Annotated in this window: 24 protein-coding genes; 12 read left to right on the top strand and 12 right to left on the bottom strand. The window is 61.4% G+C overall.

Going from position 1 to position 25882, the window contains the following annotated elements:
• Positions 1-637 precede the first annotated feature (637 nt).
• Together ABNU97_RS02840 and ABNU97_RS02835 are read left to right on the top strand one after the other, a co-directional pair.
• Positions 638-1594 carry a nitronate monooxygenase family protein gene (locus ABNU97_RS02840; RefSeq protein ID WP_348765238.1) on the top strand — a complete coding sequence of 319 codons (957 nt, stop codon included), beginning with the start codon at positions 638-640 and terminating at the stop codon, positions 1592-1594.
• Positions 1595-1905: 311 nt separating this feature from the next.
• Positions 1906-2307 (top strand): four-helix bundle copper-binding protein, encoded by a 402-nt coding sequence (locus ABNU97_RS02835; RefSeq protein ID WP_348765237.1) that lies wholly within the window; start codon positions 1906-1908, stop codon positions 2305-2307.
• Positions 2308-2677: 370 nt separating this feature from the next.
• On the opposite strand, the gene ABNU97_RS02830 is transcribed toward ABNU97_RS02835, so the two are convergent.
• The 12 genes from ABNU97_RS02830 to ABNU97_RS02775 form a co-directional block, all read right to left on the bottom strand.
• Positions 2678-3163, bottom strand: coding sequence for a hypothetical protein (locus tag ABNU97_RS02830; RefSeq protein WP_348765236.1), 486 nt, complete (start codon positions 3161-3163; stop codon positions 2678-2680).
• A 130-nt stretch (positions 3164-3293) separates the two neighbouring features.
• Entirely contained in the window at positions 3294-3698 is a 405-nt protein-coding gene (locus ABNU97_RS02825) for a type VI secretion system Vgr family protein (RefSeq protein WP_348765249.1), read from the bottom strand.
• Between the two features lie 151 nt (positions 3699-3849).
• The gene (locus ABNU97_RS02820; RefSeq protein ID WP_348765235.1) at positions 3850-4065 is read right to left on the bottom strand and encodes a hypothetical protein; all 216 of its coding nucleotides are present in this window, start codon (positions 4063-4065) and stop codon (positions 3850-3852) included.
• 428 nt (positions 4066-4493) lie between these two features.
• Positions 4494-4796 (bottom strand): hypothetical protein, encoded by a 303-nt coding sequence (locus tag ABNU97_RS02815; RefSeq protein ID WP_348765234.1) that lies wholly within the window; start codon positions 4794-4796, stop codon positions 4494-4496.
• The gene (locus tag ABNU97_RS02810; RefSeq protein ID WP_348765233.1) at positions 4793-6247 is read right to left on the bottom strand and encodes a TNT domain-containing protein; all 1455 of its coding nucleotides are present in this window, start codon (positions 6245-6247) and stop codon (positions 4793-4795) included. The genes ABNU97_RS02815 and ABNU97_RS02810 overlap by 4 nt, the downstream gene beginning before the upstream one ends.
• Positions 6240-9209 carry a type VI secretion system Vgr family protein gene (locus tag ABNU97_RS02805; RefSeq protein ID WP_348765232.1) on the bottom strand — a complete coding sequence of 990 codons (2970 nt, stop codon included), beginning with the start codon at positions 9207-9209 and terminating at the stop codon, positions 6240-6242. The genes ABNU97_RS02810 and ABNU97_RS02805 overlap by 8 nt, the downstream gene beginning before the upstream one ends.
• Positions 9210-9386: 177 nt before the next feature.
• Positions 9387-10169 (bottom strand): enoyl-CoA hydratase-related protein, encoded by a 783-nt coding sequence (locus ABNU97_RS02800; protein ID WP_348765231.1) that lies wholly within the window; start codon positions 10167-10169, stop codon positions 9387-9389.
• An 18-nt stretch (positions 10170-10187) separates the two neighbouring features.
• Positions 10188-10646, bottom strand: coding sequence for a MaoC family dehydratase (locus tag ABNU97_RS02795; protein ID WP_348765230.1), 459 nt, complete (start codon positions 10644-10646; stop codon positions 10188-10190).
• A gap of 109 nt (positions 10647-10755) precedes the next feature.
• On the bottom strand, positions 10756-11706 hold the full coding sequence (locus ABNU97_RS02790) for an FAD-binding protein (protein ID WP_348765229.1): 951 nt from the start codon (positions 11704-11706) through the stop codon (positions 10756-10758).
• On the bottom strand, positions 11703-12449 hold the full coding sequence (locus ABNU97_RS02785) for an electron transfer flavoprotein subunit beta/FixA family protein (RefSeq protein WP_293628002.1): 747 nt from the start codon (positions 12447-12449) through the stop codon (positions 11703-11705). The genes ABNU97_RS02790 and ABNU97_RS02785 overlap by 4 nt, the downstream gene beginning before the upstream one ends.
• A gap of 82 nt (positions 12450-12531) precedes the next feature.
• Complete coding sequence (locus tag ABNU97_RS02780; RefSeq protein ID WP_348765228.1) at positions 12532-14181, bottom strand: electron transfer flavoprotein-ubiquinone oxidoreductase; 1650 nt, start codon at positions 14179-14181, stop codon at positions 12532-12534.
• A gap of 188 nt (positions 14182-14369) precedes the next feature.
• Positions 14370-15170, bottom strand: a complete 801-nt coding sequence (locus tag ABNU97_RS02775) for an SDR family NAD(P)-dependent oxidoreductase (RefSeq protein ID WP_348765227.1) — start codon at positions 15168-15170, stop codon at positions 14370-14372.
• Between the two features lie 251 nt (positions 15171-15421).
• Between ABNU97_RS02775 and ABNU97_RS02770 the strand changes: the two genes are divergently transcribed.
• The 10 genes from ABNU97_RS02770 (at position 15422) to ABNU97_RS02725 (ending at position 25782) form a co-directional block, all read left to right on the top strand.
• Positions 15422-16690 carry a branched-chain amino acid ABC transporter substrate-binding protein gene (locus ABNU97_RS02770; RefSeq protein ID WP_348765226.1) on the top strand — a complete coding sequence of 423 codons (1269 nt, stop codon included), beginning with the start codon at positions 15422-15424 and terminating at the stop codon, positions 16688-16690.
• 136 nt (positions 16691-16826) lie between these two features.
• Positions 16827-17777, top strand: a complete 951-nt coding sequence (locus ABNU97_RS02765; RefSeq protein WP_348765225.1) for a branched-chain amino acid ABC transporter permease — start codon at positions 16827-16829, stop codon at positions 17775-17777.
• A complete protein-coding gene (locus ABNU97_RS02760) occupies positions 17774-19054 on the top strand; it encodes a branched-chain amino acid ABC transporter permease (protein WP_348765224.1) in 1281 nt (426 codons plus the stop codon). The genes ABNU97_RS02765 and ABNU97_RS02760 overlap by 4 nt, the downstream gene beginning before the upstream one ends.
• Positions 19051-19797, top strand: coding sequence for an ABC transporter ATP-binding protein (locus ABNU97_RS02755; protein WP_348765223.1), 747 nt, complete (start codon positions 19051-19053; stop codon positions 19795-19797). Before ABNU97_RS02760 ends, ABNU97_RS02755 begins: the two co-directional genes overlap by 4 nt.
• Positions 19798-19811: 14 nt before the next feature.
• A complete protein-coding gene (locus tag ABNU97_RS02750) occupies positions 19812-20507 on the top strand; it encodes an ABC transporter ATP-binding protein (protein WP_348765248.1) in 696 nt (231 codons plus the stop codon).
• A gap of 680 nt (positions 20508-21187) precedes the next feature.
• Complete coding sequence (locus tag ABNU97_RS02745) at positions 21188-22051, top strand: branched-chain amino acid ABC transporter permease (protein WP_348765222.1); 864 nt, start codon at positions 21188-21190, stop codon at positions 22049-22051.
• Entirely contained in the window at positions 22051-23094 is a 1044-nt protein-coding gene (locus tag ABNU97_RS02740; protein WP_348765221.1) for a branched-chain amino acid ABC transporter permease, read from the top strand. Before ABNU97_RS02745 ends, ABNU97_RS02740 begins: the two co-directional genes overlap by 1 nt.
• Positions 23087-23851, top strand: coding sequence for an ABC transporter ATP-binding protein (locus ABNU97_RS02735; RefSeq protein WP_348765220.1), 765 nt, complete (start codon positions 23087-23089; stop codon positions 23849-23851). Before ABNU97_RS02740 ends, ABNU97_RS02735 begins: the two co-directional genes overlap by 8 nt.
• Complete coding sequence (locus ABNU97_RS02730; RefSeq protein ID WP_348765219.1) at positions 23838-24545, top strand: ABC transporter ATP-binding protein; 708 nt, start codon at positions 23838-23840, stop codon at positions 24543-24545. The genes ABNU97_RS02735 and ABNU97_RS02730 overlap by 14 nt, the downstream gene beginning before the upstream one ends.
• A gap of 67 nt (positions 24546-24612) precedes the next feature.
• The gene (locus ABNU97_RS02725) at positions 24613-25782 is read left to right on the top strand and encodes an ABC transporter substrate-binding protein (RefSeq protein ID WP_348765218.1); all 1170 of its coding nucleotides are present in this window, start codon (positions 24613-24615) and stop codon (positions 25780-25782) included.
• Positions 25783-25882 lie beyond the last annotated feature (100 nt).

Genomic DNA, 25882 nt, shown 5'->3' with positions numbered 1-25882 from the left:
CAAAATACTTTCACGCGTCGCCCGTTAAATAAAATCTGATTGTCAGTTGCATCGGTTCGGGTAGGGCGCGGTGTCTTGTGAGTCGGCCGCTTGGCCGCAGTTTCAAAATATATCTAAGCGTTTTACCGGATTGATTCCGCGAGCAATATCTGGAGAGTCTCGGATCGGTGTATGAGAGTCGTACGAGTGCTGGTCGCGTTTGACCGCTCGTCGGCTTTGTTACAGACGTATGATCGACTGCGCGCCGGTTAGCGGTGGCTGGCGCAGGCATTGGGGGTGGGACGGGGATGTGGGCGCCGCAGAATTTCGGCCTGGCTTCGCGGTTAACTCGAAGCATAAGGCGCCGAAGTCAGCTGATGCTCGCCGCTCGCCCAACCAAGTCGCGCGTTGTGTGTTTGTCGTCAACGTGCGGCTCGCGGCTGATTGGCGCGCATCTAACCGCGCATGGCGCGGTAGAGCGGGCGCTCTCGGAATTCGTTCATCGCGCCTCGCCTGCGATTCGGGGCGCGCGCTTCATGATTGCGGCGGCGTCAGCGCATATCAGCTGCCCCTCGCGGTGTATCTCCGGTATCTTTTACACGGCGAACGATCGTTCGGTATCGTTCCTCATCCATTGCGAGAACAAAAAGGAGTCTTCATGTCGCTGGTCGATCAACTCAATGCGCAGATGCGTCTGCCGGTCATCGGTTCGCCGATGTTCATTCTGTCCAATCCGGATCTTGTGATCGCCCAGTGCATGAGCGGCATCGTTGGTTCTTTTCCGGCTTTGAACGCGCGTCCGGCCGAGGAGCTGCCGGTGTGGCTCGAGCGGATTACCACGACGCTGGACGAGGCCCGCGCGGCCGACCCGCAGGCGAAGATCGCGCCGTTCGCGGTCAACCAGATCGTGCACGCTTCCAACGATCGGCTCGAGCATGATCTAAAAGCCTGTGCCGACTTCAAGGTGCCGCTGATGATCACCAGCCTGCGTGCGCCGCATGCGGCGGTGGAAGTGGCCCACGACTACGGCGGCCACGTGTTTCACGACGTGATCAGCGTGCGTCATGCCGAGAAGGCGATCGAGGCCGGGGTGGACGGATTGATCGTGGTCTGTGCGGGGGCGGGCGGCCATGCCGGCACCCTCAGCCCGTTCGCGCTGGTCTCCGAGATTCGCCAGTTCTGGGACGGTCCGCTGATTCTGTCCGGCTCGATCACCCGCGGCGAACATATTCTGGCCGCCCAGGCCATGGGCGCGGACTTTGCCTATATGGGCACCCGCTTTATCGCCAGCGCCGAGGCCAATGCCGTCGACGAGTACAAAGCGATGGTGACCGAATCCACGGCCAAGGACGTGATCTACTCCAACCTGTTCACTGGCGTACACGGTAACTACCTGCGCGGTTCGATCGAAAACGCCGGGCTGGACCCGAACGCGCTGCCCGAATCCGGCAAGGAAGCCATGACCTTCGGCAGCGACCGCGAGAAGAAGAAGGCCTGGAAGGATATCTGGGGCGCCGGGCAGGGCGTGGGAAGTATCGACAGCGTGCTTCCGGCCAGCGAAATCGTCGATCGTCTGGCCACGGAATACGCCGCCGCGCGCAAGCGGTTCGCTTAAGCCGGCCGGGTTGTCGCGGTACCGGCCGAGGGGTCGGTGCCGTATCGCTTCAATGACGATTGCCAGCGGAGCAGCGGATTGCTCGGGCGCCAACAACCGCGCTTGTAAGCGTTAGAAGCGGGTCTGCAGGTTGAGTGCGAACACGTATCGCGCTCATGACAGCCGTCGTCGCGCCGTCCGTAGGACTGCTGATATACCCGCAGCACGGGTTTCGTTTCCATGCGAGTTCAACGGTGGCCGCTCGTTTGGGGCGGCCGCTACGAATTCGAACGTCGGCGCCGCGATGCGCCGACGAACCAAGGAGCGAAACCATGCAAGCAGAAGCCATGCTCAAGACGCACCCGAACCCGCTGTCGGTGCAGAAACAGCTCGTCGCCTGTGTCGAAGCCTGCTTCGACTGCGCGCATCACTGCACCGCCTGTGCCGATGCCTGTCTCGCCGAAGACAATGTGGCCGACCTGCGCGGCTGCATCCGTACCGATCTCGACTGTGCCGACATCTGTAACGCCACGGCCCGCGTGCTGTCGCGCCAGACGGCCTTCGGCGAGTCGCCGGCCGCCACGCAGGTCAAGGCCTGCCGAGACGCCTGCCAGAAGTGCGCCGCGCATTGTGAAGGCCACGGCGACCAGAACCAGCACTGCGCGCTGTGTGCCGAAGCCTGCAACCGCTGCGTAAAAGCCTGCGACGACCTGCTTGGCGAGATCGACTCGTAAGGTATGAAGGCTTGAAGTTCGGCATGCATGCAAACGCATGCCGGCTACCAAGAGCGCGGCTCGTCCATGGCGAGTCGCGCTTTTTTGATGGCGATTGCCCACAGGCGAACTGCGGCCGCTCGTTAGCTCCCGGATTTCCTTATCCAGGCAACGGCCCAGTCGTCGAAATCGCCGACGTGCCGGCCATCGGCGAACAGGCTATCGAGCGGTGCCGCTGGGAAGTCGTTGACGCGAAGGGTCAGATGAGTCGCTTCCAGAATCGTGGATACGAAATCGTGGGGCTATTTCGCTGTGGTAGCTCAAACGCGTATCATCTTAGCCAACGTGCGAGTTATGAGCTGATCGCGAAATAATCACGATCACAATGAAATCATCCTTCAGAATGAGCTAATTTTCTAAAAGAATCGAAACCAGCTGCTACTACGCGCCGCTTTTCGTCAATGTTCATGTTATGCCAGCTGTAATGGGTTACGTGGGGCACATGTTTTTCAACATATTCCGGAGGCTCGGTTGCTTCCCAGCTCGCCATAGAAGACAAGGCCCCGCAACTCTCGCAAACGGGCTCTGCGCCTATCTCAAAGTGAGAGCCGTCTTCAGCAGCGTCGCAGGTAAAACCCAAAACCGCTCTTAGCGCATCTGCTTTTTCGAACTTGCTTAGATATCTGTAGCCGGGTATGGCTTCTAATAAGTGTTCGGTTTCCTGATATACGCTATCACTTAGTGCCTCTACGTAGGCAAGCTCGCCAGATAACCGACTTCTTAGCAAAAAGCAACCGTAAACGTCCCCTGTAAGCTCGGGGGCTAAAGTAGTTGCGCCACAAGGTGCGCAGTAATATCTGAACAGTTGCAGTTTCATTAGTCTGTTTCGGCCAAGTCGGCGACATCTCAGCCTGCTGAGGTGCCGACCATACCCCGGTTTCAGTAGCGTTTCGATCCAGAGTCCCAGTGTTTAAATGGCCGCCTCTGCGGCCATTTGCCCAGCATAGTCAGCGGGCGTCAGCCCGCTGAGTTCTTTTTTCGGTCGCTCCTCGTTGTACTCCCGATGCCCGCCTCGGATGATCGGGGTCGATTGTCGATTGATTGGCTTTGGTTGCGCCCAGATGCGCCGCCAGGGCAGTCGTCGTATGCGTACTCGCGATCTGGCTATAGCTGGCACCGAGCTGGTTGGCCTGTTTGAGCAGGGCCTGGCCGGCGGTGAAGTCGCCCGCCGGCTCGTTGGGCTGGATGCCGTAGGTCGATAGCAATACGCCGCGTTCGCCGCGCACGGCGCCATAGGCATCGGTTCTAAGCTCGAAGCCGGTGCCCCGAAAACTGCCGCGGAAGTTGTCGGCCTGATGGATCAGATGGCCCAAAGGGTGTTGGCTATGGACCTGGGTGCTGGCCGGTTTGATACGTTGCTGGGCGACTTTTCGTCTGCCCTGCCAACACAGGTGTTCTAACGACGATCAATGATCAATGCGCAAATAACAGTAGTGACGAATTTCATACTGGTATGTGGATCTTGTGGAGGCAGTACTAAATATCCGTTAACTAAGTCGTATTCTATTCGACTCTGATCTGTTGCCTCTCCATCGCCGCGACGACAATTTTATGAAACGAGCTAGGATCGTTTTGAATCGCTGCGAACTCTTCCGCTGTTAATTTTACGGTTACCTCTTGAGGTTTGTGTGATCCTGGATCGAAAGTTACGGCATATCCGGCAGATTCACGGGTAGCTATATAGCCTAGTCCTTTGATGACTTGATTAAGTCGAGTCATCTTAATTCCTAAAAATCTGTGAAAGAAACTGAGCTCTTGTCTGGCGGGTCTATAATTACTTCAGGGACGCTTCTTGAAGTCTTGCTGCCTGTAAGCCGCCGAGTAGTTCCGCCTCGTTCGTTACCAGAGAGCAACAGTTCAGCGAAGGCTATTTATAGGGCGTCGTATGAGAAGAAATCCGATACGCGTAAGAAATGTGGTGTAAATCGGAATACTCTTCGTTGTGCCGTATACTGGTTTGCTGTAAATCCTTCGAATCGACTATTCAACGAGGGCCTGTTGTTATTATTTCATCGCGTAGTCGAAAAATACGCGTACTAATATTGAAGGCAAGCGATGCTTTGCAAGCTTGTATGGCATTCAGTTGTGGTCGAATTGGTCGCGGAATTTATTATCAGAATTGGGAAAAGCTATCATAAGGCTTTAGGCTATAGCTGTTTCCCTGTCTTGGACTCCCACTCAGCGCGGAAGGTCCATGGGTTCTCGGTTATCGCTAGCCGCGCGTAAAAATCTTTGATAGCCACCCTTAAAGAAGAATGCACTGATTGCTCGGAGATAATCCCTCGCTCGGCATAGGCAACTATCCACGTGTCACCATTCGCCAGCAGGCAAAGTGAGTCATTAGTCTTTTTCTCATCGCCTAGCTCGCCGATTAAATATTCATTCGTGCTTATCCCTTTTTTGTCCAAAGAGAATTGCAAAAGCGAAAGTAAAGGCGATTCGTTATTCATTTTGGAACCTCTTGAATATAGCCGTCGTCCAACAAGCCTTGGACATTAGTATTTTTCAGCTGATATTGCGTTGCCCCTCCAGGTTGATCAAACCACGGGGCTGCTTCGCCAGCGTCTACATCGAAGGGCTTCACAACGCGGTAAGTATGAAACTCAGAATTGACCGAGTTGGCGGGAAGCGCGCGACTGTTGAAGTCGGTGCCGGCAGGGGACAGAAAACCGCCTCGTGGTGAGCCGTAACGATCGATGAGCTGTCCTTTTTGTAATTGCTCAGTCCTTATTGAACCGGAGAAGCCGTTGTTTGGCGGCCATAGTACGTCGCCATTAGGTTTGATCCACCTAGGGTGAACGCCGAGGCGCGCGGACGTCTCCATTTGAGCACGCGTGGACTGTCGAACAGAGCTCTTCGAATTTCGAAGAATTCGGTTCGTACGATCAACAGCCCCCTCAACGGTCTCGCTAATATTCCGCCAAAGCGCCCGTACCAACGCGGCGATATTATCGGCGAGGTGGCCGATGCCATCGTAAACGGCCAGCAGCACGCGCCCGAGCCGGCCGTGTTGGGATAAGGCCTCGCGCAGTCTTGCACCGTAGCCCAGTAGCCGGGCGGCCAGTGCCGCCGCGCCTGCCCCGGCGCTAATCGCCGCCAACACAGCCAGTACTACCGAAATCAGCAGTTCCGGCACGATATAGCCTACGCCAACGCCGATGCCTTCGGCCCAGAGATTGGGTGGAAGGGCGGCGAACAGTGCACCGACTGATGCGAATATTCTCTGCAATATCTCGCTTTCGCGACACATCTCGATCAGGCCCTGGACCCATTCGGCGCCCTGGTCCCACATCGCCTGCATGAGCTCGCCGAGTTCACCGCCCATCGCCGCTAGGGTTTCGATGGTGATCTGGACGGCGTCGACGCTCTGCTCGTATAGCGCTTTGAAGAACTCGAAGAGTGCTTCACGCTGTGCCCAGAGCCGCTGGATTTCTTCGCTTGCGTCTTCGAGGGCCTCGCCGGCGGCGTCAATCCCTTCGCCAGCGGCGTAGATCCCCGGAAACACCTTGCCGAGCATGGGCAGATCGCTGTACCAATCGACCAGGTCTTCGCCTTGCTCTACGACCCATGAACCGGCGTCAGAGGCCCAGCCGCCCACCTGTTCGAGAAAGCCGACCTGATCTTCACCCCAAGCGCTGGCCCCGCGTCGCAGCCCGCGATCCCGTGCGTCTTGGAGCAAGGCGATCTTGGCGCCCCAGTTTTGTGCCGCGGCCCATTCATCGGACCATGGCTTGACCTGCTCGGCGATACTCGCCCGGTACTCTCGCAGCTGGGTTTCGAGTTGTTCGGTAAGGGCCGCGATCTGGTCGGCCGCATCCGGGTCGGGCGTGAACCCGACGGTAACGGGACCGCCCGGCACATAGTTCTGGCGCGCAGTGCCGGCGAGGCTACCGTCAGCCATGGTTATCGCCCTCGGGCTTGGGGCTTACGCCGTCGGCACGGCGCGTACGCCCTTCGAAGGCGCGTTCGCCGTTGATATCGGCAAAGGTCTGCGTGTCGGTGATGGGTGTTTGCCAGCGATCATCGTATTGGCCTTTGAGGCCGACCCAGTGCAACGGCTGAATGGGCCCGCCCATGTGCGGCAAGCCACGCTCAGCGTGGCCCGGCCCCGTAAACACCTTGTTCCCCGCATGGACGGTCAGAGTGCCCGGACAGGCCACAGTAATCTTGCCGCCTTCGAGGGTGACGGATGCCCCACCGGCGGTAGCCAGCTTGACCGCCTTCTTGCCCGCGAACTCGCCTTCGGCGTTGGCACTGGCGATCTTGAGGCTGTCCTTGCTCTGTACCTTCATCTGATCGGCCTGGGCCTGCAGGTCCAGATCGCCCTGGCCGGCGATGAGCTTCAAACCATCACCCGACCCCTGCACACCGGCCAGCACGCCGATCGATTGGCCGCTGTGGACATGCAGGCGTTCGCCGATGGCCCAGTTGCTGTCCGCGCCGCTGGCGACGGTGAGCGTCTCATCCGCGTGCCAGTGCACGTCCTGGCCGGCGACCACGCCCAGGCCGGCCTTGGCGGCGATCGCCAGGATCGGATCGGCCGGGTGGGGGCGTTTGGTGTCGGCTAGTGCGGTGTTCTTGTTGTCGGCGTCGGCGGTGGCTTTTGTCCAGTCGGCGGCGTCCACTTGCCCTTGCGCGGTTTTCAGCAGGGCGGCCAGCGGGCTGGCGCTGTCGTCGATCGTTGATTGATTGGCTTGGGTTGCGCCTAGATGCGCCGCCAGTGCCGTGGTGGTATGCGTACTCGCGATCTGGCTATAGCTGGCACCGAGCTGGTTGGCCTGTTTGAGCAGGGCCTGGCCGGCGGTGAAGTCGCCCGCCGGCTCGTTGGGCTGGATGCCGTAGGTCGATAGCAATACGCCGCGTTCGCCGCGCACGGCGCCATAGGCATCGGTTCTAAGCTCGAAGCCGGTGCCCCGAAAACTGCCGCGGAAGTTGTCGGCCTGATGGATCAGATGGCCGAGGTTGAGCTGGCTATGGGCCTGGGTGGTGGCCAGTTGGATACGCTGTTGGCCATCGGTATCGTCGAAGACGAGCTGGTTATGCCCGGTGCCGCCGAACTCTTGGGTCTTGGTGCCGGACAGGGCCGCGGCATTGCGATGATCGGCATCAGCGGATGCCGCCCCGTGCCAGGCCGGGGCCTGGCCGCCGGCCAGGTTGCCCTGGGCGGAGGGGGCGTGATCGCTGGCTTGCTGATAGGCCGAGGTATCGCTTTCACGCTGGGTGCCGCCCGGCGTGGTCGGGGTGCCGGCTTCGCCCTGGCCGTTGTAGAGGCTGCCGGTGATCACGGGGCGGTCGATATCGCCGCCGAGAAAACGTACCAGCACTTCCTGGCCGATACGCGGGATGAACTGCTGGCCATGGCCGGACCCGGCGTCGCGCTGGGCACAGCGAATCCAGCAGCTCAGCCGGTCGTCGGGGGTGTCGCCACGTTGCCAGTGAAAACGTACCTTGATCCGCCCCAGCGCATCGGTATGCAGCGCGTCCGCGCCGGCCGGGGCGGTCGCGCCGTCGGGGCCGACCACGGTGGCGGTCTGGGCCCCCGGGGCGGTCGGGCGCGGATTGAAGCGCAGGCCGGTGTCGTCGGCCAGCACCGGCCGCCAGGGCACGTCGCGACGGATGGCGTCGAAGCGGTTGGCATAGCCGGTCTTCTTGGCCTGGGCGAGCAGCTCGGTATCGGTGTGTTCGCCGTGGGCAGCCGGTATCCGGCCCAGCCGGGCCTCGACGCGCTTGGCCAGGTCGTTGGGCAGGTTGTTGATGCCGACATGGCTGACGTCGAGCACCAGGAACTGGCGTTTGCGTTCGTCGTCCTCGCCGGTGGCGCTCGACAGGGCATCGAGATTGGATTCGGTCAGGGTGAACACATGCCCACAGGCGAGCGTGCGTACGCTGGACTCGCCGTGCCAGGTCTTGGTGCGGGCTTCGGCGGCTTCCAGGGCCAGGCGGGTATAGCGCTCGGCTTCGCCGTCGCTGGCCCAGGCATATGGGCCGGCATAGTCGTAGGCTTCGAGCATGGGGGCGTCGTCGGCGCCGTAGCGGGCCTGGGTGGCCAGCCCGGCGCTGGCATTGGCCTTGCGCTTGTAGTCGAAGCTGGTGGCGGACAGCCGCGCATAGGGCAGCGTCCGGGTGGCGCCGAACTGCTGGATGGCGTCCTGGGGTTCCTGGCTGGCGGCGCGATGAAAACGAATGCCCGCGTCGCCGAGTCCGCTGGCGGAGGTTGCATCTTCGGGGCGATGGGCAGACTGGGCGAACAGCACGAGGCTGTGGCCGGCGGGCGCTTCGTCGTCGGTGACGAAATGAAAGCCCAGCCCTTCTTCAGCGAGCAGTCGAGCGATAAAGTCGTAATCGGATTCGCGATACTGGACGCAATAGCTGCGGGCCCGGGTGTCGGCCAGGAATTCGCTGACATCGTCGGCGAGCTGCCAGTGGGCGATCGCGGCGTAGTCGGCAAACACCTGTTCGACGATCTCGATGACGCTCTTGTCCTGGAACACGCGGTTGTGGCGGCCGATGGTGAGATACCACAGCCAGGGCACGGTGGTCAGTCGGTAGCGGGCAAGCCCGCCGTCGCAGGACAACAGCTCGGCGTCGCGTACAAGCCCGGTGCGCGCACAGTCACTGCCGTCGGCGAGCGTGGTGATCAGGGTCAGCGGTTCGCCAAGGAAATCGGTGAGCGAAAGCTGGGCATCGGGCGAGAGCACCACGATCCGGGTGGGATGCACCGAAGACAGCGCTTCCTGTCCCTGCCAGCGTTCGACCATGAGCGCCGACAGGCCGGCGTTGCCGGCGAGACGGTACAGCCGGCTCTCGGCCGTGAACAGGGCTGTGAGCTCGGAGGCCAGGGCGTCTCGGGCGGCGAAAGACATGGCGCTTATTCGAAAAAGATGGCGTTTACAAGCTTCTCGTAACTGGATGACAATTTCCAGTCGTGGGCGATCTGATTGGATCGCATCCACCCGGCCGAGTTTGCCACAGCCGGTTCCCGCTATAAAAAAGCCGCTCCGTTAAGGGAGCGGCTTTGGTGGCTCAGGTGGGCGAAAACCCTATTTCCTGCGCTGCAGGAATTTGTTCATGATGCCGCGCACTTCGTCCGAGAACAGGCGCTCGCTGAAGTGGGTGATTTCGCGCTCGATCTGGCCGCCCAGGTCGTCGCTGCCCATGCCCTGGCGCAGCAGTTGTTTGCTCAGGCGCACGGCCTCTGGCGGTTTGGCGGCGAGCTTTTCGGCAATCGCCGTGGCGCGATCGGCGAGTTCGGCATCGGGCACGCGATAGGCAATCAGGCCCATGCGCAGGGCTTCTTCAGAGTCGACGGTATCGCCGGCCAGCAGCAGACGGGCCGCGTTCTGGCGTCCGACCAGCGCCGGCAGCAGCAGGCTGGAGCCGGCTTCCGGGACCAGGGCGAGATCGATGAAGGCGGTATAGAAACGCGCGCTTTCGTTGGCGATGACGAGGTCGGCATGCAGCAGCATGGTGGTGCCGATACCGGTGGCCTGGCCCTGGACGGCGATAAGGATCGGCTTGTCCAGCGCAATCAGCGCCTTGATGAACTTCATCGCCGGCCCGCCGCCGCTTTCGGCACGGCTTTCGGGCGTGGCGTTGGCGAAATCGCCGATATCGTTGCCGGCACAGAACATGTCGCCGGCGCTATCGATGAGCAACGTGCGTACCTCGTCGTTGCTGCGGGCGTGATCGACCACGCGCTGCATGTCGGCATACATCGCGCCGGTGAGAGCGTTGCGCTTGTCGGCGCGGTCGATCGTCATGCGCAGCACGCCGTCGGTGAGGGCGACGCGGATATGACCGCTGTCGAGTTCCGGTTGGGCCATGGGGCAATCCCTTCGTGATTAGAAAATGATGAGCGACAGCGACTGGGCGATACAGGCCGGCTTGTCGCTGCCTTCGATTTCGATGGTGACCGTGTTGTGCAGCATATAGCGGTTGTCGCCGCGCGGCTCAACGGCTTCGAGCTTCTGGCGGGCGCGCACTTTCGAGTCGACCGGCACGGGGGCGATGAAACGGACCTTGTCCAGGCCGTAGTTGACCGTGGTGGTCACGCCTTCGATACGCCGGATCTGGCTGGTCAGCTGCGGCAGCAGCGACAGGGTGAGAAAGCCGTGCGCGATCGGCGCGCCGAACGGCGATTCGCGCTTGGCGCGCTCGACGTCGACATGAATCCACTGATGATCTTCGGTGGCATCGGCAAACTGGTTGATACGGGCTTGGTCGATCAGCAGCCAGTCGCTGACGCCGATTTCCTCGCCGACCAGCGCCTGTAATGCGTCTATGTTTTCTATGATCTGCACGATATTCTCCTCTCGCGGCAGATGCCGCGCGCAATAAAAAACCGGTACCCACGACGCCCGCAAATGAGCGCCGTGGATACCGGTCGACAAACCATGCTGGACGCTTGGGTCAGCTGACGGCGTTGTCGAGTTCCGGGATGATTTCGAACAGATCGCCGACGAGGCCGATATCGGCCACTTCGAAGATCGGGGCTTCTTCATCCTTGTTGATGGCCACGATCGTGCCCGCGTCCTTGATGCCGGCCAGATGCTGGATGGCACCCGAGATGCCGAAGCACATATACAGCTCGGGCGAGATGATCTTGCCGGTCTGGCCGACCTGCATGTCGTTGGGCACGAAGCCCGCATCGACGGCGGCACGCGAAGCACCCACGGCGGCGCCGATCTTGTCGGCGAAGTCGTAGATGATCTTGAAGTTCTCTTCGCTGCCGACGCCGCGACCGCCGGAGATGACCTTGGGCGCGGTCTGCAGATCGGGACGATCGCTCTTGGCCTGTTCGAGGTTCACGAAGCGGGTATGCGACGGAATCTCGGCGTCCAGGCTCAGGGTTTCGATCTCGGCATTGCCGCCCTCGGCCGCGGCCGGGTAGGAGGCACAGCGTACCGAGGCCACCAGCACCTGATCTTCCGGTGCCTTCACCGTGATGATCGCGTTGCCGGCATAGATCGGGCGATCGAACTCATGCGCGGAATGCACGGCCATGATGTCGGTGATCATGGCCACACCCAGCTTGGCAGCCACGCGCGGCATCAGGTCCTTGCCGAAGGTGGTGTTCGGGCCCAGCACGTGGCTGTATTCACCGCTTTGTGCGGCGGCGGCGATCTGCGGGGCCAGGGCGGCGGCGGTCGGATGCTTGTTGGCATCGTTATCGGCCTGCAGCACCTTGGTCACGCCTTCGATGTTGGCCGCGGAGGCGGCGATATTGGCGCCGTCGTCGCAGAGCACGAGCACGTCGATCGCGGTGGGGCTCATCTGCTGGGCGCAGGTGACCGCGCGCGCGGTGGACTGGTTGAGTTCGCCGTTGAGGTAGTCGGCGATGATCAGAATCTTGTTGCTCATAGCAGGCCCTTTTCCTTGAGTTTGCTGACCAGTTCGTCGACCGATTCAACCTTGATGCCGCCGCCACGCTCCGGCGGGGCCACGGTCTTGACGGTTTCGAGCATCGCGGCGCGTTCCACGCCGAGGTCGTCGAGGCTGGTGTCTTCGATCGGTTTCTTCTTTGCCTTCATGATGTCCGGCAGCTTGAGATAGCGCGGCTCGTTCAGGCGCAGATCGGCGGTGATCACGCCGGGCAGGTCGATATCCAGCGTTTCCAGGCCGGCATCGATCTCGCGGGTAACCTTGGCGGTTTCGCCGTCGAGTTCGATTTCGGAGGCGAACGTCGCCTGCGGCCATTCCAGCAGGGCGGCGGTCATCTGGCCGGTCTGGTTGGAATCGTCGTCGATGGCCTGTTTGCCCATGAGAAAGACCTTGGGCTCTTCCTTCTTGGCCAGCGCTTCGAACACGCGCGCGGCGGTGAGCGGCTGTACCGGCTCGTCGGTCTTGACGTGGATCGCGCGGTCGCAGCCGAAGGCCAGCGCGCTGCGCAGCTGTTCCTTGGCGGCTTCCGGGCCGATGGTCACGGCCACGACTTCATCCGCGCTGCCGGCTTCCTTCCAGCGCATGGCCTGTTCGACGGCGATTTCGTCGAACGGGTTCATGCTGTGCTTGACGCCGTTCTCGACGACGCCGGAGCCGTCCGGCTTGATCTGGATGCGCACGTTGTAGTCGATCGCGCGCTTGACGCTCACCAGTACTTTCATGTGTCGGTTCTCTTGTCGCTATGTCTCTAAAAACAATCGGTCGCCACGGCATCGTTCGACGAACAAACCGTAGCGCCCGTGCCTACATCGCCGAATATTTCGGCCCGCCGCCGCCTTCCGGCGGCACCCAGGTGATGTTCTGGGACGGATCCTTGATATCGCAGGTCTTGCAGTGTACGCAGTTGGCGAAGTTGATCTGGAAGCGCGGCTTGCCGTCGTCGCCGTTGACCACTTCGTATACGCCCGCCGGGCAGTAGCGCTGGGCCGGTTCTGCGTACTTGGGCAGATTGTGCTCGATCGGGATCGACGGGTCGGTCAGCTTGAGGTGACAGGGCTGGTCTTCCTCGTGGCCGGTGTTCGACAGATGCACCGACGACAGGATATCGAACGATAGCTTGCCGTCGGGTTTGGGATACTCGATCTCGGTGCACTGGTCGGCCGGCTTGGTGGCCGCATAGTCGGGCGTGGTGTCGTGGAAGTTCCACGGCGCCTTGCCCTTGAACCAGTTCTGCTCGATATAGTTGAGCGCGCCGCCCTTGAAAGTACCGAACTTGTGCAGCGAGGCGCCGAAGTTGCGGCTGGCATAGAGCTCTTCGTAAACCCAGCTGGCCTTGAAGGCGTCGGTGTAGCCGGTGAGCTCATCATGGCCTTCGCCGCCGCCCGTCAGTGCCTCGGCCGCGGCTTCGGCGGCGAGCATGCCGGACTTCATGGCCGTATGGTTGCCCTTGATCTTGGCAAAGTTCAGCGTGCCGGCATCGCAGCCGAGCAGCACCGCGCCGGGCACGGTCATCTTCGGCAGCGAATTGAGTCCGCCCTTGGTGATGGCGCGCGAGCCGTAGGATACGCGCTTGCCGCCTTCCAGATACTGGGCGATCTTCGGGTGGTGCTTGAAGCGCTGGAATTCCTTGAACGGCGACAGATAGGGGTTTTCGTAGTTCAGATCCACGATCAGGCCGACGGCCACGCGGTTGTCTTCCAGGTGATACAGGAAGGAGCCGCCGCTGCCGGACAGATGGATCGGCCAGCCGGCACCGTGAATCACCAGGCCTGGCTCGTGCTTCTCCGGGTCGATTTCCCAGATTTCCTTGAGGCCGATGCCGTAGTGCTGCGGGTCGACGTCCTTGTCGAGCTCGAATTCGCGAATCAGCTGCTTGCCGATATGGCCACGGCAGCCCTCGCTGAAGAAGGTGTACTTGGCGCGCAGCTCCATGCCAGGGACATGGCTGTCCTTGGGTTCGCCGTTCTTGCCGACGCCCATTTCGCCGGTAACGATGCCCTTGACCACGCCGTCTTCGATGATAGGCGTCTGCGCGGCGAAGCCGGGGTAGATTTCCACGCCCAGAGCTTCGGCCTGTTCGCCCAGCCAGCGGCCGAGCTGGCCCAGCGAGATGACATAGTTGCCTTCGTTGTGCATCGGTGCCGGCACGAAGGCGTTGGGCATCTTCGTGGCCTTGCTTTCACTGGTGAAGAAATAGATTTCGTCACGCGTGACCGGCACGTTCAACGGCGCGCCTTTTTCCTTCCAGTCGGGGAAGAGTTCGTCGAGCGCGCGCGGCTCGAAGACCGCGCCAGACAGCAGATGGGCCCCGACCTCGGAGCCTTTTTCGACGATACAGACTTCCAGTTCCGGACTTTTCTGCTTGAGACGGCAGGCGGCCGACAGGCCCGCGGGGCCCGCGCCCACGATGAGTACGTCGTACTCCATGACGTCGCGTTCTGTTTCTTCACTCATATCGTTATTGCTCTCGGCTGGCTCGCCGCACCACTAGTGAGCGCGTACGCCGTCGGTGGAAACGGCAACTCGCACTCGGCGACGAGCGAAGGGCGCCATGATGGCACCGATGTTTACGCATCGCCATCCCGTATGGAGCCACCGCGGTGGCGCCAACTGCAGGCGATGCGACATGACGGGAAACACGATCAGACCTTCATGCCCGGCATGTTCAGCGAGGCGGTATTGCCGCCGTCGACCGGCAGGGCCTGGCCGGTAATGAAGCTGGCGTCGTCGCTGGCAAGAAACGTGATCGCCGCGGCCAGCTCTTCCGGCCGGCCATAGCGACGCAGTTCGCAGCGCGCGCCGAGTTTGTGGGCCTTGTCGTTGGCCTCTGCATAGTCGAATACCGACTTGGTCATGCCGGTCTTGACCAGCCCCGGGCAGACCGCGTTCACACGGACGTTGTACTGGCCCAGGTCGCAGGCGCTGGTCTGGGTGAGGTTGATCACGGCGGCTTTCGAGGCGCTGTAGGCATTGCCGCCTGCGCCCGAGCGCACCCCTGCCACCGAAGCGGTGTTCACGATCGCGCCTGCGCCGGCATCACGCATGTGACGTCCGACCGCGCGGGTAAAATGCATGGTTCCGAATAGATTCACGTCGACCACGTCGCGCCAGGTGTCCAGATCGTTATCGGTCACCGGGGCATAGTCGCCGCCGGCGATGCCGGCATTGTTGCAAAGGACGTGGATGGCGCCGTGCTCGGCCGCAATCCGATCCGCCAGCGCGGTGACCGCAGCTTCGTCGCGAACATCCAGCGCAGCGATTTCGTGACCGCTACCGGCAAGCTCGCTCATGACCGCCTGCAGGGCGGTTTCTTCGCGGTCCACAAGCACCACGCGGGCGCCCTCCTGGGCAAAGCGAATAGCGCTGGCGCGGCCGATGCCGCTGGCCGCACCGGTGACGATCACCGTGCGGTTGTCGAATCGTTTAATCGCGGCCGTTGTCATTTTTATCTCCTTTGATCGCGCGTGGAATTCTACACAAGGCCCGGGGGGCGTCAATGTTGATGAAACTGTGTTTCAGCAAATTGCGAACGATCGTTCAAGCAGTTGCGGGCATTGGGTTGTCGGGCAAATAGCGGTATGCAGCACATACTGTTGGCGTTGCCGATCAGAGGGTGCTAGTTTCAATTCCACGATGTGCGAGGCATCGATAACAAGTGGCAAAAGCCACGCTAAAACAAACCGGAGGAGACGCAATGAAGCACTACAAGGGGCTCGTGCGACGGGCCGTGGCGGCAGTAGGGGTTGCAGCGGCGCTGGCTGTGCCAACGCTTGGCAGCGCAGCTGACGACACCATCAAGATCGGCTATATCGATCCGCTCTCGGGTCCGTTCGCCAACGTCGGCGATGCCGGCCTAAAGCACTTCAAGTATCTGGCCGAGCGCATCAACGCCGACGGCGGCATCCTCGGCAAGGATGTCGAGATCATCGGCTACGACAACAAGTCGAGCGCGCAGGAATCGCTGCAGATTCTGCGCGAAGCCGCGGACGAAGGCGTGCACTACATCACCCAGGGCAACGGCTCGCACGTGGGCGGGGCCCTGGTGGACGGCGTGGAAAAGCATAACCGCCGCAACCCGGACAACCGCATGGTCTTTTTGAACTATGCGGCCGTGGACCCGGCCCTGACCGGCGAGAAATGCTCGTTCTGGCATTTTCGTTTCGATGCCAACAGCGCCATGAAGCTGCAGGCGATCACCGACTACATGGCCGAGCAGGACGACATCAAGAAAGTCTTCCTGATCAACATGGACTATTCGCATGGCCAGGCGATCTCGCGTATCGCCAAGGAAATGCTCAAGGAGAAGCGTCCGGATATCGAAATCGTCGGCGATGTGCTGCATCCGGTCGGCAAGGTGAAGGACTTTTCGCCGTATATTTCCCAGATTCAGTCCTCGGGCGCGGATACGGTAATCAGCGGCAACTGGGGTAACGATCTGTCGCTGCTGGTCAAGGCCGGTGCACAGGCAGGTCTGGATGTGGACTGGTTCACCTACTATGCCGGCGGTCTGGGCACGCCCACGGCCCTGGGCAAGGCGGGTGCCGAGCACGTGAAGATGCTCACCGAATGGCAGGAGAATCTGGTCGAGGATTACGAAGCGCCGGAACTGCGTGAAATTCTCGAGGAATTCGAGCAGCGCTACGACGGTATCGAGTTCTACTACCTGCGTATCAAGACGCAGATGGACATGCTGCAAAAAGCCATGGAAAAGGCCGGCAGTACCGAGCCGCTGGCCGTGGCCCGGGCGCTGGAAGGCATGACCATGGAAACGCCGTTCGGCACGGTGACCATGCGCGAACAGGACCATCAGCTGCTCCAGCCGCTGTTCATCTCGACCTTCTCCGAAGACTATCCCAAGTACGACTCGGAAGGCACCGGCCTGGGCTGGGTCATGGACGCCAAGCTCGATGCGGCCAGCACCGCGGTCGACAGCGTCTGCGAAATGAAGCGTCCCTCGAGCTGATCGACTGCGATCACGCTTGATCGCCGGCCGGTGCGTTTGCAGCCGGCCGGCATGACGGTGGCGGGGCCCCGGCGCAAGCGCCGGGTGCCTCGTGCGCCCGACGCTCTCCCATTTCGCCGTCGCGGGGTCCCCGGTGATGCTCGAATCCATTGTTTTTTCGGTCTTGAACGGCCTGCTCTACGGCATGTTGCTGTTCATGCTGGCCAGCGGCCTGACGCTGATCTTCGGCATGATGGGCGTGCTCAATTTCGCCCATGCCAGCTTTTACATGCTCGGCGCCTACTGCGCCTATACGATCAGCTCGTATACCAATTTCTGGGTGGCGCTGATTCTCGCGCCCCTGTTCGTGGGGTTTCTCGGCGCGCTTACCGAGCGCTTCGGCCTGCGCAACGTGCACAAGCATGGGCATGTGGCTGAACTGCTGCTGACCTTTGGCCTGGTCTACGTCATCGATGAGCTGGTGGTGCTGATCTGGGGCCAGATCCCGGTCAACTACGCCATTCCGCCGTCGCTCGATTTCACCCTGTTCACGCTGTTCGGTACCAGCTTCCCGGCTTATCGCGCGTTCATCCTGTTCGTTGCCATTGCCATGTTCGGGGCCATTTATCTGCTGCTGGTGCGTACGCGTGTGGGCATGATCATTCGTGCAGCGCTATCGCATCCCGAAATGGTGGGCGCGCTCGGCCACGACGTGCCGCGTATCTTTACGCTGGTATTCGCCTTCGGTACCGGCCTGGCGGGGCTGGCCGGGGTGATGGCCGGCAACTACTACATCACCGAACCGGGCATGGCGTTTTCCATGGGGCCGATCGTGTTCGTGGTGGTCGTATTCGGAGGTCTGGGATCGCTCGGCGGCGCGCTTGCGGCCTCGCTGATCATCGGCCTGGTGACGACCTTTGCCGTAAGCCTGAACTATTCCATTGCCGATCTGCTGGCTGCGGTCGGGCTGGGGCTTGACGGTGCAAACATCGCCGGTGGGCTGGCCCATATCGATCTGTCGCGTATCGGCCAGATGCTGCCCTATCTGATGATGGTGCTGATTCTGATCTTTCGCCCGCGTGGGCTGATGGGGGCGCGCGAGTCATGAGTCATTCCCAATCTTCGCGCACGGCGCTTTTATGGCATATCGGCGTCTGGGCGCTGTTTGCGCTGGTGATCGTCGTGCTGCCCTATATCTTCACCTCGAGCAGCTCGATTTCGATGATGAGCCAGATGGGTGTCTTCATCATCTTCGCGCTGTCCTACAACATGCTCCTGGGCCAGGCGGGCATGCTCTCCTTCGGGCATGCGGTGTATTTCGGTCTGGGCGGGTTCTTCACCCTGCACGCGATTCGTGCCGTCAATGATGAGGTCTGGCAGTTTCCGCTGGAGCTGATGCCGCTGGTTGGCGGCGTTGGCGGGCTGGCCTTCGGCATCATCTTTGGCTCGATCTCGACCCGCCGGGCCGGCGTGACGTTCGCCATGATCACGCTGGGCATCGGCTCCATGGTCGAGTCCAGCGCCAACATGTTCACCGACTTCTTCGGCGGTGAAAGCGGCATCTCCGGCAATCGCGTGACCGACGTCACCCTGTTCGGCTTCAGCTACGGGCCGTCGATCGAGGTCTATTACCTGATCGGGGCATGGACGGTGATGGCTGCGGTGGCGATGTATCTGCTCACCAAGACGCCGCTCGGGCGTATTTCCAACGCGGTACGCGACAACCCCGAGCGTGCCCAGTTCGTGGGTTACAACACCACCATCGCTCGCTTCATCCAGTTCTCGCTGTCGGGCTTCTTTGCCGGTATCGCGGGCGGTCTGTTCGCGATCATGTTCGAGATCATGACCGCGCCCAACGTGGGGCTGGTGCAGTCGGGGGCTGTGCTGCTGATGACGTTCATCGGCGGGGTGGGGCTGTTCTTCGGGCCGATCATCGGCGCGGTGCTGGTGACCTATATGCATACCGCGCTGAGTGGTTTCTCGGAAGGCTGGATCCTTTATTTCGGCCTCATGTTCGTGTTCATGGTGATGTATGCGCCGGGCGGGATTGCCGGCGTGATCTATGCCCATGCCGCGCCCTGGCGTGCCGGCCTGCTCTGGCGGCTCTTGCCGTCCTATCTGCTGGTCCTGTTGCCGGCACTGCTGGCGATCGCCGGTCTGGTGGCGGTGGTCGAGATGGGCTATCAGCTGTCGCTCGCCTACGATCCGTCCAGCCCGATCGATCTGTTCTATATGCAGATCAACGCCACGAGTCTGTGGTCGTGGCTGGTGGCACTGCTGGGCCTGGCGGTGGGCATCGCCGGCGTGCTCGCGACGGCCCGCGTGGTGCGTGCCCGCTGGGCCGGGGTGAACCGATCGATGCAGGCCACGGGAGCGAAAACATGAGCGATGCACTCAAACTGGCGAACGTGCACAAGCGTTTTGGCGAAACGCCGATCATTCGCGGCGTGGATCTGGCCGTGGCCCCGGGGGAGCGGCATGCCATCATCGGACCGAACGGGGCCGGCAAGTCCACCTTGTTCAACCTGATCAGCGGTCGCTATACACCAAGCGAAGGCGAGATCGCGCTGCACGGCAAGCGCATCAGCGGGTTGGCGCCGCATCAGATCAATCGGCGCGGGCTCAGCCGCAGTTTTCAGATTACCAACCTGTTCCAGAACATGACCGTGTTCGAAAACCTGCGCTGCTCGCTGCTGTGGGCCCAGGGCTACAAGTACTCGTTCTGGCATCTGGTCGGCCGCCAGACTGCACTCAACGAGGCCGCCGAACAATGGCTGGAACGGCTGGGTCTGTCGGCGCGCCGCGATGTGCCGGCCTCGCTGCTGACCTATGCCGAGCAACGCACCCTGGAAATCGGGACCACCATTGCCGGCGGCGCGGACGTGATTCTGCTGGACGAACCCACGGCGGGCATGGGCCTGGCCGAGCGCGACCATACGATGGCGATGATCAGCGAAGTCACCCAGGACAAGACGCTGCTCATGGTCGAGCACGATATGGGTGTGGTATTCGAACTGGCTGATCGCATCAGCGTGCTCGTTTACGGGCAGATTATCGCCAGCGATACGCCGGAAGCCATCCGCGCCAACGCGGCGGTTCAGGAAGCCTATCTGGGCGAGGCGCATTAGTGATGAGTGCGAATATGCTGGAAGTTAAGGATTTGCATGCCTATTACGGCAAGAGCCACGTCCTCCAGGGTGTGGATTTCAAGGTGGGTCGCGGCGAGATCGTGAGCCTGCTCGGGCGTAACGGCGTGGGCCGTTCGACCACCTGCAAGGCGATCATGGGCCTGGTCGCGCCGCACGGCACGATCGAGTTCGATGGCGAATCGGTAGCCGGGCTCAAGTCGCACCAGGTGGCGCGCCGCGGTATCGGCTACGTGCCGGAAGATCGGCTGATCTTTTCCGGGCTCACCACCAGGGAAAACCTCGAAATGGGGGCCAAGAAGGTGGGCGCGAAAACCGGCTGGTCGCTACAGGATGCCTACGAACTGTTCCCGCGCCTGTCCGAGCGCGCCGATGTGAAGGCGGATCTGCTCTCTGGCGGCGAGCAACAGATGCTGACCATGTGTCGCACGCTGATGGGCGACCCCAAGCTGATCATGATCGACGAGCCCACCGAGGGGCTGGCACCGCAGATTGTCTCCCAGGTGGGCGACTTTCTGCTCGCGATCGCCGACAAGGGCATTTCCGTGCTACTGGTCGAACAGCGTTTGAGTATCGCCATGCGGGTGTCGCATCGGGTCTATGTGATGGGCCACGGCCGGATCGTGTTCGAAGGCACGCCGGCCGACCTGGAGGCCGACGACAGCGTGCGGCGAGAGTGGCTGGAGGTTTGATCGCCGGGCGTAACGGGTATCGTCTTGCGCTGTGCGTGCGCCCGTGACTGCATGCCCGCTGGCCCAGCCAATCGACTTTGGTGCGCGCCGATTGCGCGGTATCGGCCCGACAGGCGCGGTGGCGAGCGATGCGGTGGTCGGGATTGTGCTGCTTTCGTCCTAAGCCTGAAGATCGGTACGAACAGCCATCGGACGAACGTTCGATCGTCAAGGCCACACGCGTAAAGCGTTTGCGGTTTTTATCGCCACTTTCATACGTTTGGGCGTATTCGATTGCTGTATCAGTCAAGTGAAACGGGGTTTCACTAAGCTGTTGACGGGGCTGTGCGGGCGTGGCAGCTTTGAGCCGTAGAAAAGAAAAATGCCGCCGGGGCACGCGACCCAGATCGCAAACATAAAAACGCTACCGGACATTCGGCAAATACAACCGGAGGAGATCACCGCATGAGCGATCGTCGGATCGATACGCGGTTGCCGATACGCCTGTGTCGGTCAGCAATGCATGGCCCAGCCCAGCCGAGCTTCGTGCCGGGGCAAGGCTGCGCTGTATACCCTCCCTTTGTTGTTGCCGGTTTGGTCGGGCCGTCGTGCGTAGCGCCGGTTTGATTCTGTTGTTCGTGCCCGGCGTGTTCGCCGTGTACGGCTTTTGCCCTTCGTTCGCTCAATAGGGAGAGACCGTCTTGGATTTGTTCCTTCAGCAGGTTCTAAACGGCCTGACGCTCGGCAGCATCTACGGGCTCGTCGCCCTGGGGCTGACGCTGGTTTACGGCATCCTGCACGTGCCCAACTTCGCCCACGGCGCGCTGTACATGGTTGGCGCCTACGTCTGTTATTTCACCATGGCCGACCTGGGCCTGAACTACTGGGTCGCGATCGCCGCCGCCGCGGTGGTGGTGGCCGCCATGTCGGTGATCTGCGAACGGCTGGTGTTTCATCCGCTTCGCAACGCGCCGCCGATCCACGACAAGATCGCGGCGATCGGCATCCTGCTGTTTCTCGAGGCGGTGGTGCAGATGTACTGGGGTGCGGACTTCCGCCGTATTGCATCGCCCTATAACCAGATTCTGCAGATCGGCGGCCTGACGCTGCCTGCGCAGCGGTTGCTGATCATCGTCGGGGCGTTTTCGCTCATGGGGGCGCTGCATCTGTATCTGAAAAAGACCATGACCGGCGCGACCATCGTCGCCATGGCCCAGAACCGTGAAGGCGCGTTCCTGGTGGGTATCGATGCCAACCGCGTCGCGATGATGACCTTCGCCATCGCCGGCGCGCTGGCCGCGGTCGCCGCCGGGCTGTTCGCGCCGATCAACCTGGTTTATCCGGCCATGGGCCATCTGGTGCTGCTCAAGGCCTTCGTGATCATCATCCTGGGCGGCATGGGCAGTATTCCGGGCGCGATCATCGGCGGCCTGATCATCGGCTTTTCCGAAGCGCTCGGCGGCTTCTATCTGTCGAGCACCTACAAGGACGTCATCGCCTTCGTGCTTCTGGTCGTGATCCTGTCGATCAAGCCGACCGGTCTGTTCACCAAGGGGGTGCGCTAATGAACCGTGCAATCGATTTTCTGCTCGGCTCGACCATGCGCTGGCTGCTGCTGGCCCTGGCGGTCGTCTTCCCGCTGGTCACCGATAACGAGTACCACATCTATGTGATGGCGCTGGCCTTCATCTGGGCGATCGCCGTCTACGGCATGAACATCATCACCGGCTACTGCGGCCAGCTCAATCTGGCCCACGGCGGCTTCTTTGCGATTGGCGCCTATGTCGTGGCCATTCTGACCGTCGATCACGGCTGGCCGTTCTGGCCCGCTTTCGCCGCGGCCGGGCTGTTCGGCGCGGTGTTCGGGTTCGTGGTGGGTATCGTGTCGTTGCGGCTCAAGGAGCACTATTTCGCCATCTTCACCCTGTGTGTCGGCTACATCATCTATCTGATGATCGACAAGTGGGAAGCACTCACCCACGGCTCGCTGGGCATCATCAATATCGCCCCGCCGGAAGGTTTCGGCCTGGTCGATTTCACCCAGACGATCCCGTTCTACTATCTGGTGCTGGCCTTCCTGGCGCTGGCGATCTGGCTGACGCGCCGTATTTCCGAATCGCTGCTCGGGCGCACCTTTCGCGCTATTCGTATCAGTGACGATCTGGCCCAGTCGCTGGGCATCAACCTGATGCGCAACAAGATTCTGGCCTTCGTGATTTCCACCGTCTATGCCGCGGCGGCCGGTGGGCTGTATGCCGGCGTGGTGCGCTTCATCGGCCCGGAGGAAGCGAACTTCATCCATACCTTCGACATGATCGCCTACCTGCTGGTCGGCGGTATCGGCACGCTCATGGGGCCGCTGCTGGGCACGCTGCTGGTGACCTGGCTGACCCAGGCCGTGCAGTCGCTCGAAGAGTATCGAATGATCGTGTTCGGGCCGATGCTGGTGCTGCTGGTGATCTTCTTCCCGCGCGGCATCGTCGGCAGCTTCCTGGGCTGGCGCGGTCGGCGCATGGCGCGTCAGGCACCACGCAAGACGCGCGAATCCCGCGTGGATACGTCCGACCCGAACAGTGCCGACGCTACGGAGGCGCGCAACAATGCTTAATATCCGCAATCTCACCAAGCGCTTTGGCGGGCTGGCCGCGGTCAACGATGTAAGCGTCGAATTCGGCGCCAACCAGATCAATGCCATCATCGGCCCCAACGGCGCCGGCAAGACCACCTTCTTCAACCTCATCGCGGGCGCGATGCCGCCCACGGAAGGGGTGATCGAGTACAAGGGTCAGGATCTGGCCGGCAAGTCGCCGGACTCGATCGCACGATTGGGCGTGGCACGCACCTTCCAGACGACCATGCTGTTCGAAGAGTCGACCGTGCTCGACAACCTCATCATCGGCCATCGGCTGCGCACCGAATCGCGGCTATGGGACGTGATCGTCAATTCCAAACGCCTCAAGGCGGACGAGAAACGCTGCCGCGACAAGGCCGCCGAAACGCTGGAATTCGTAGGGCTGTCGCATATCGGTCATCGCTATATCGCCGATACCAGTCAGGAAGAGCGCAAACGTATCGCCTTCGCCCTGGCGCTGGCGACCGAACCGGAGCTGGTGCTGCTCGACGAGCCGGCCGGCGGCGTCAATCCTGAAGAAACCGACGGGCTGGTCGATCTCATTCACAAGATGGTCGATCACGGCATCACGGTCTGTCTGATCGAACACAAGATGGACATGATCATGCGTATCGCCGACAAGATCATCGTGCTCGATCACGGCGAGAAGATTTCCGAAGGCACGCCGGAACAGGTCAAGAACGATCCGGTCGTTATCGAAGCGTATCTGGGGAAAGAAGATGCTGAAGCTTGAGGGCGTCGACGCCAAGTACGACAGTTTCAAGGCCCTCGACGGGGTATCGCTGGAAATCGACGCCGGCGAGCTGGTCGTATTGCTGGGCGCCAACGGCGCCGGCAAGACGACGCTGTTCAACACCATCAGCGGGCTGATGAAGCCGGCGGCCGGCCGGATCACCATCGACGGCAAGGACGTCACCGGACGCAAGCCCTCGGCGCTGGTTCAGGCGGGTGTGGTGCAGTGTCCGGAAGGACGCAAGCTCTTTCCCGGCATGTCGGTACTCAAGAATCTGCGCCTGGGCGGCTATGTGCATCGCCGCGATCGTGCCGGCATGAACCGTACGCTCGAGCATATTCTGGCGATGTTCCCGATTCTTGAAGAAAAAAAGGACCAGCCCGCGGGTTCGCTTTCCGGCGGCCAGCAGCAGATGGTCGCGGTCGGGCGTGCGCTGATGGGGCGGCCCAAGCTGCTCATGCTCGACGAGCCGTCGCTGGGCCTTGCGCCGCTGGTGGTCAAGCAGGTCTTCGAGACGGTGAAGTCGATCAATGCCGAAGGCACGACCGTGCTGCTGGCCGAGCAGAACGCCTATGCCGCGCTCAAGATCGCCAACCGTGCGTATGTGATCGAGAACGGCAAGCTCGTCATGCAGGGCGACCGCGAAGAAATGCTCGGCAACGAGGCGGTGCGCAAGGCCTATATCGGCGCCTAGGAATTCCAAAATCTCGTGATTCCACGAGTGCTAGCAACCAACCCGAATAAAAGAGGGGAGATAGAGAATGACATTCAAAAAAACGGTTCGCCGGGTCGCCGTGGCGACAGCTCTGGCCATGGGCGTGGCCGGCGCGGCGCATGCGGCAGAGAAGGTCAATATCGGCTTCACCGGGCCGCTGTCGGGCGGCGCGGCACTCTACGGTGAAAACACCCTGGAAGGCCTGCGCATGGCCGCCAAGGAGATCAACGGCAACGGCGGCATCGACGTCGACGGCACCAACTACGAAATCAATATCGTCAGCCTCGACGACATGTATTCGCCGAGCCGTGCGGCGGTGAATGGCAAGCGGCTGGTCCAGCAGTCGAGCACGCCGGTGGTGTTCACGCCGCATTCCGGCGGTACGTTCGCGCTGCAGGCGTTCAACGAACGCGACGGTTTCCTGGTGATGTCCTACACCTCGATTCCGTCGGTCACGGAAAAGGGTAACGAGCTCACGGTCAAGATTCCGCCGAACTTCACCGACTACGTCAAACCCTTTACCAAGCTCACGATGGAGCGTTACGGCAAGAAGCTCGCCGTGGCCAACGCCACCCACGACTACGCCAAGTACTGGACCAAGGCGTTCGTGCCGGCTTGGGAAGCTGCCGGTGGTGAAGTCGTGGCCAGCAACCCGATGGACTACAACAAGTCCGCCGATTTCTATACGGGCGTAAGCAAGGTGCTGGCAGCCAACCCGGACGTGCTGTTCGTGGGCGGCGCATCGGAGCCGACCGGTCTGGTGGTGCGTCAGGCGCGCGAGCTGGGCTTCAAGGGCGGCTTCGTGATCATGGATCAGGCCAAGATCGATGAAGTGGCCAACGTGGCCGGCGGTCTGGAAGCGGTTGAAGGCGCGGTGGGTGTGACCCCGCTGGTGTATTCCGACAACCCCGGTGCGGCTGAATTCGTGAAGCTTTACAAGAAGAATCACGAAGGCGTTCCCACCTCGGAAACGGCGTACAACTATTTCGCCATGTTCCTGGTCGCCCGTGCCATGGAAAAGGCCGGCACCGTCGAGGATGCCAAGGCCATCCGTGCGGCGATCCCCGAGGCGCTGAAAGAAGTCGAAACCAACCACAACCCGTATGAGGTTCAGAGCATCACCGATAGCGGTAATCTGGCCGTGGATGTGGAGATCGCGGAAGTGGTCGACGGCAAGGTCGAACTGCGTCGCGTGTCCGATATCGATACCGAGTAAGTTTCAGACGACAAAACGCGCATGCAACAGGGGCACTTTGGTGCCCCTGTTTTATTTGTGTCGCAGCTTTTTGCAAACAACCGGCGCAACCCAGGAGTGT

The sequence above is a fragment of the uncultured Salinisphaera sp. genome (assembly GCF_964012375.1).
Taxonomy (GTDB): Bacteria; Pseudomonadota; Gammaproteobacteria; order Nevskiales; family Salinisphaeraceae; genus Salinisphaera.
Note: the sequence above shows the minus strand (reverse complement) of the source record. Positions and strands in the feature narration are given on the sequence as shown.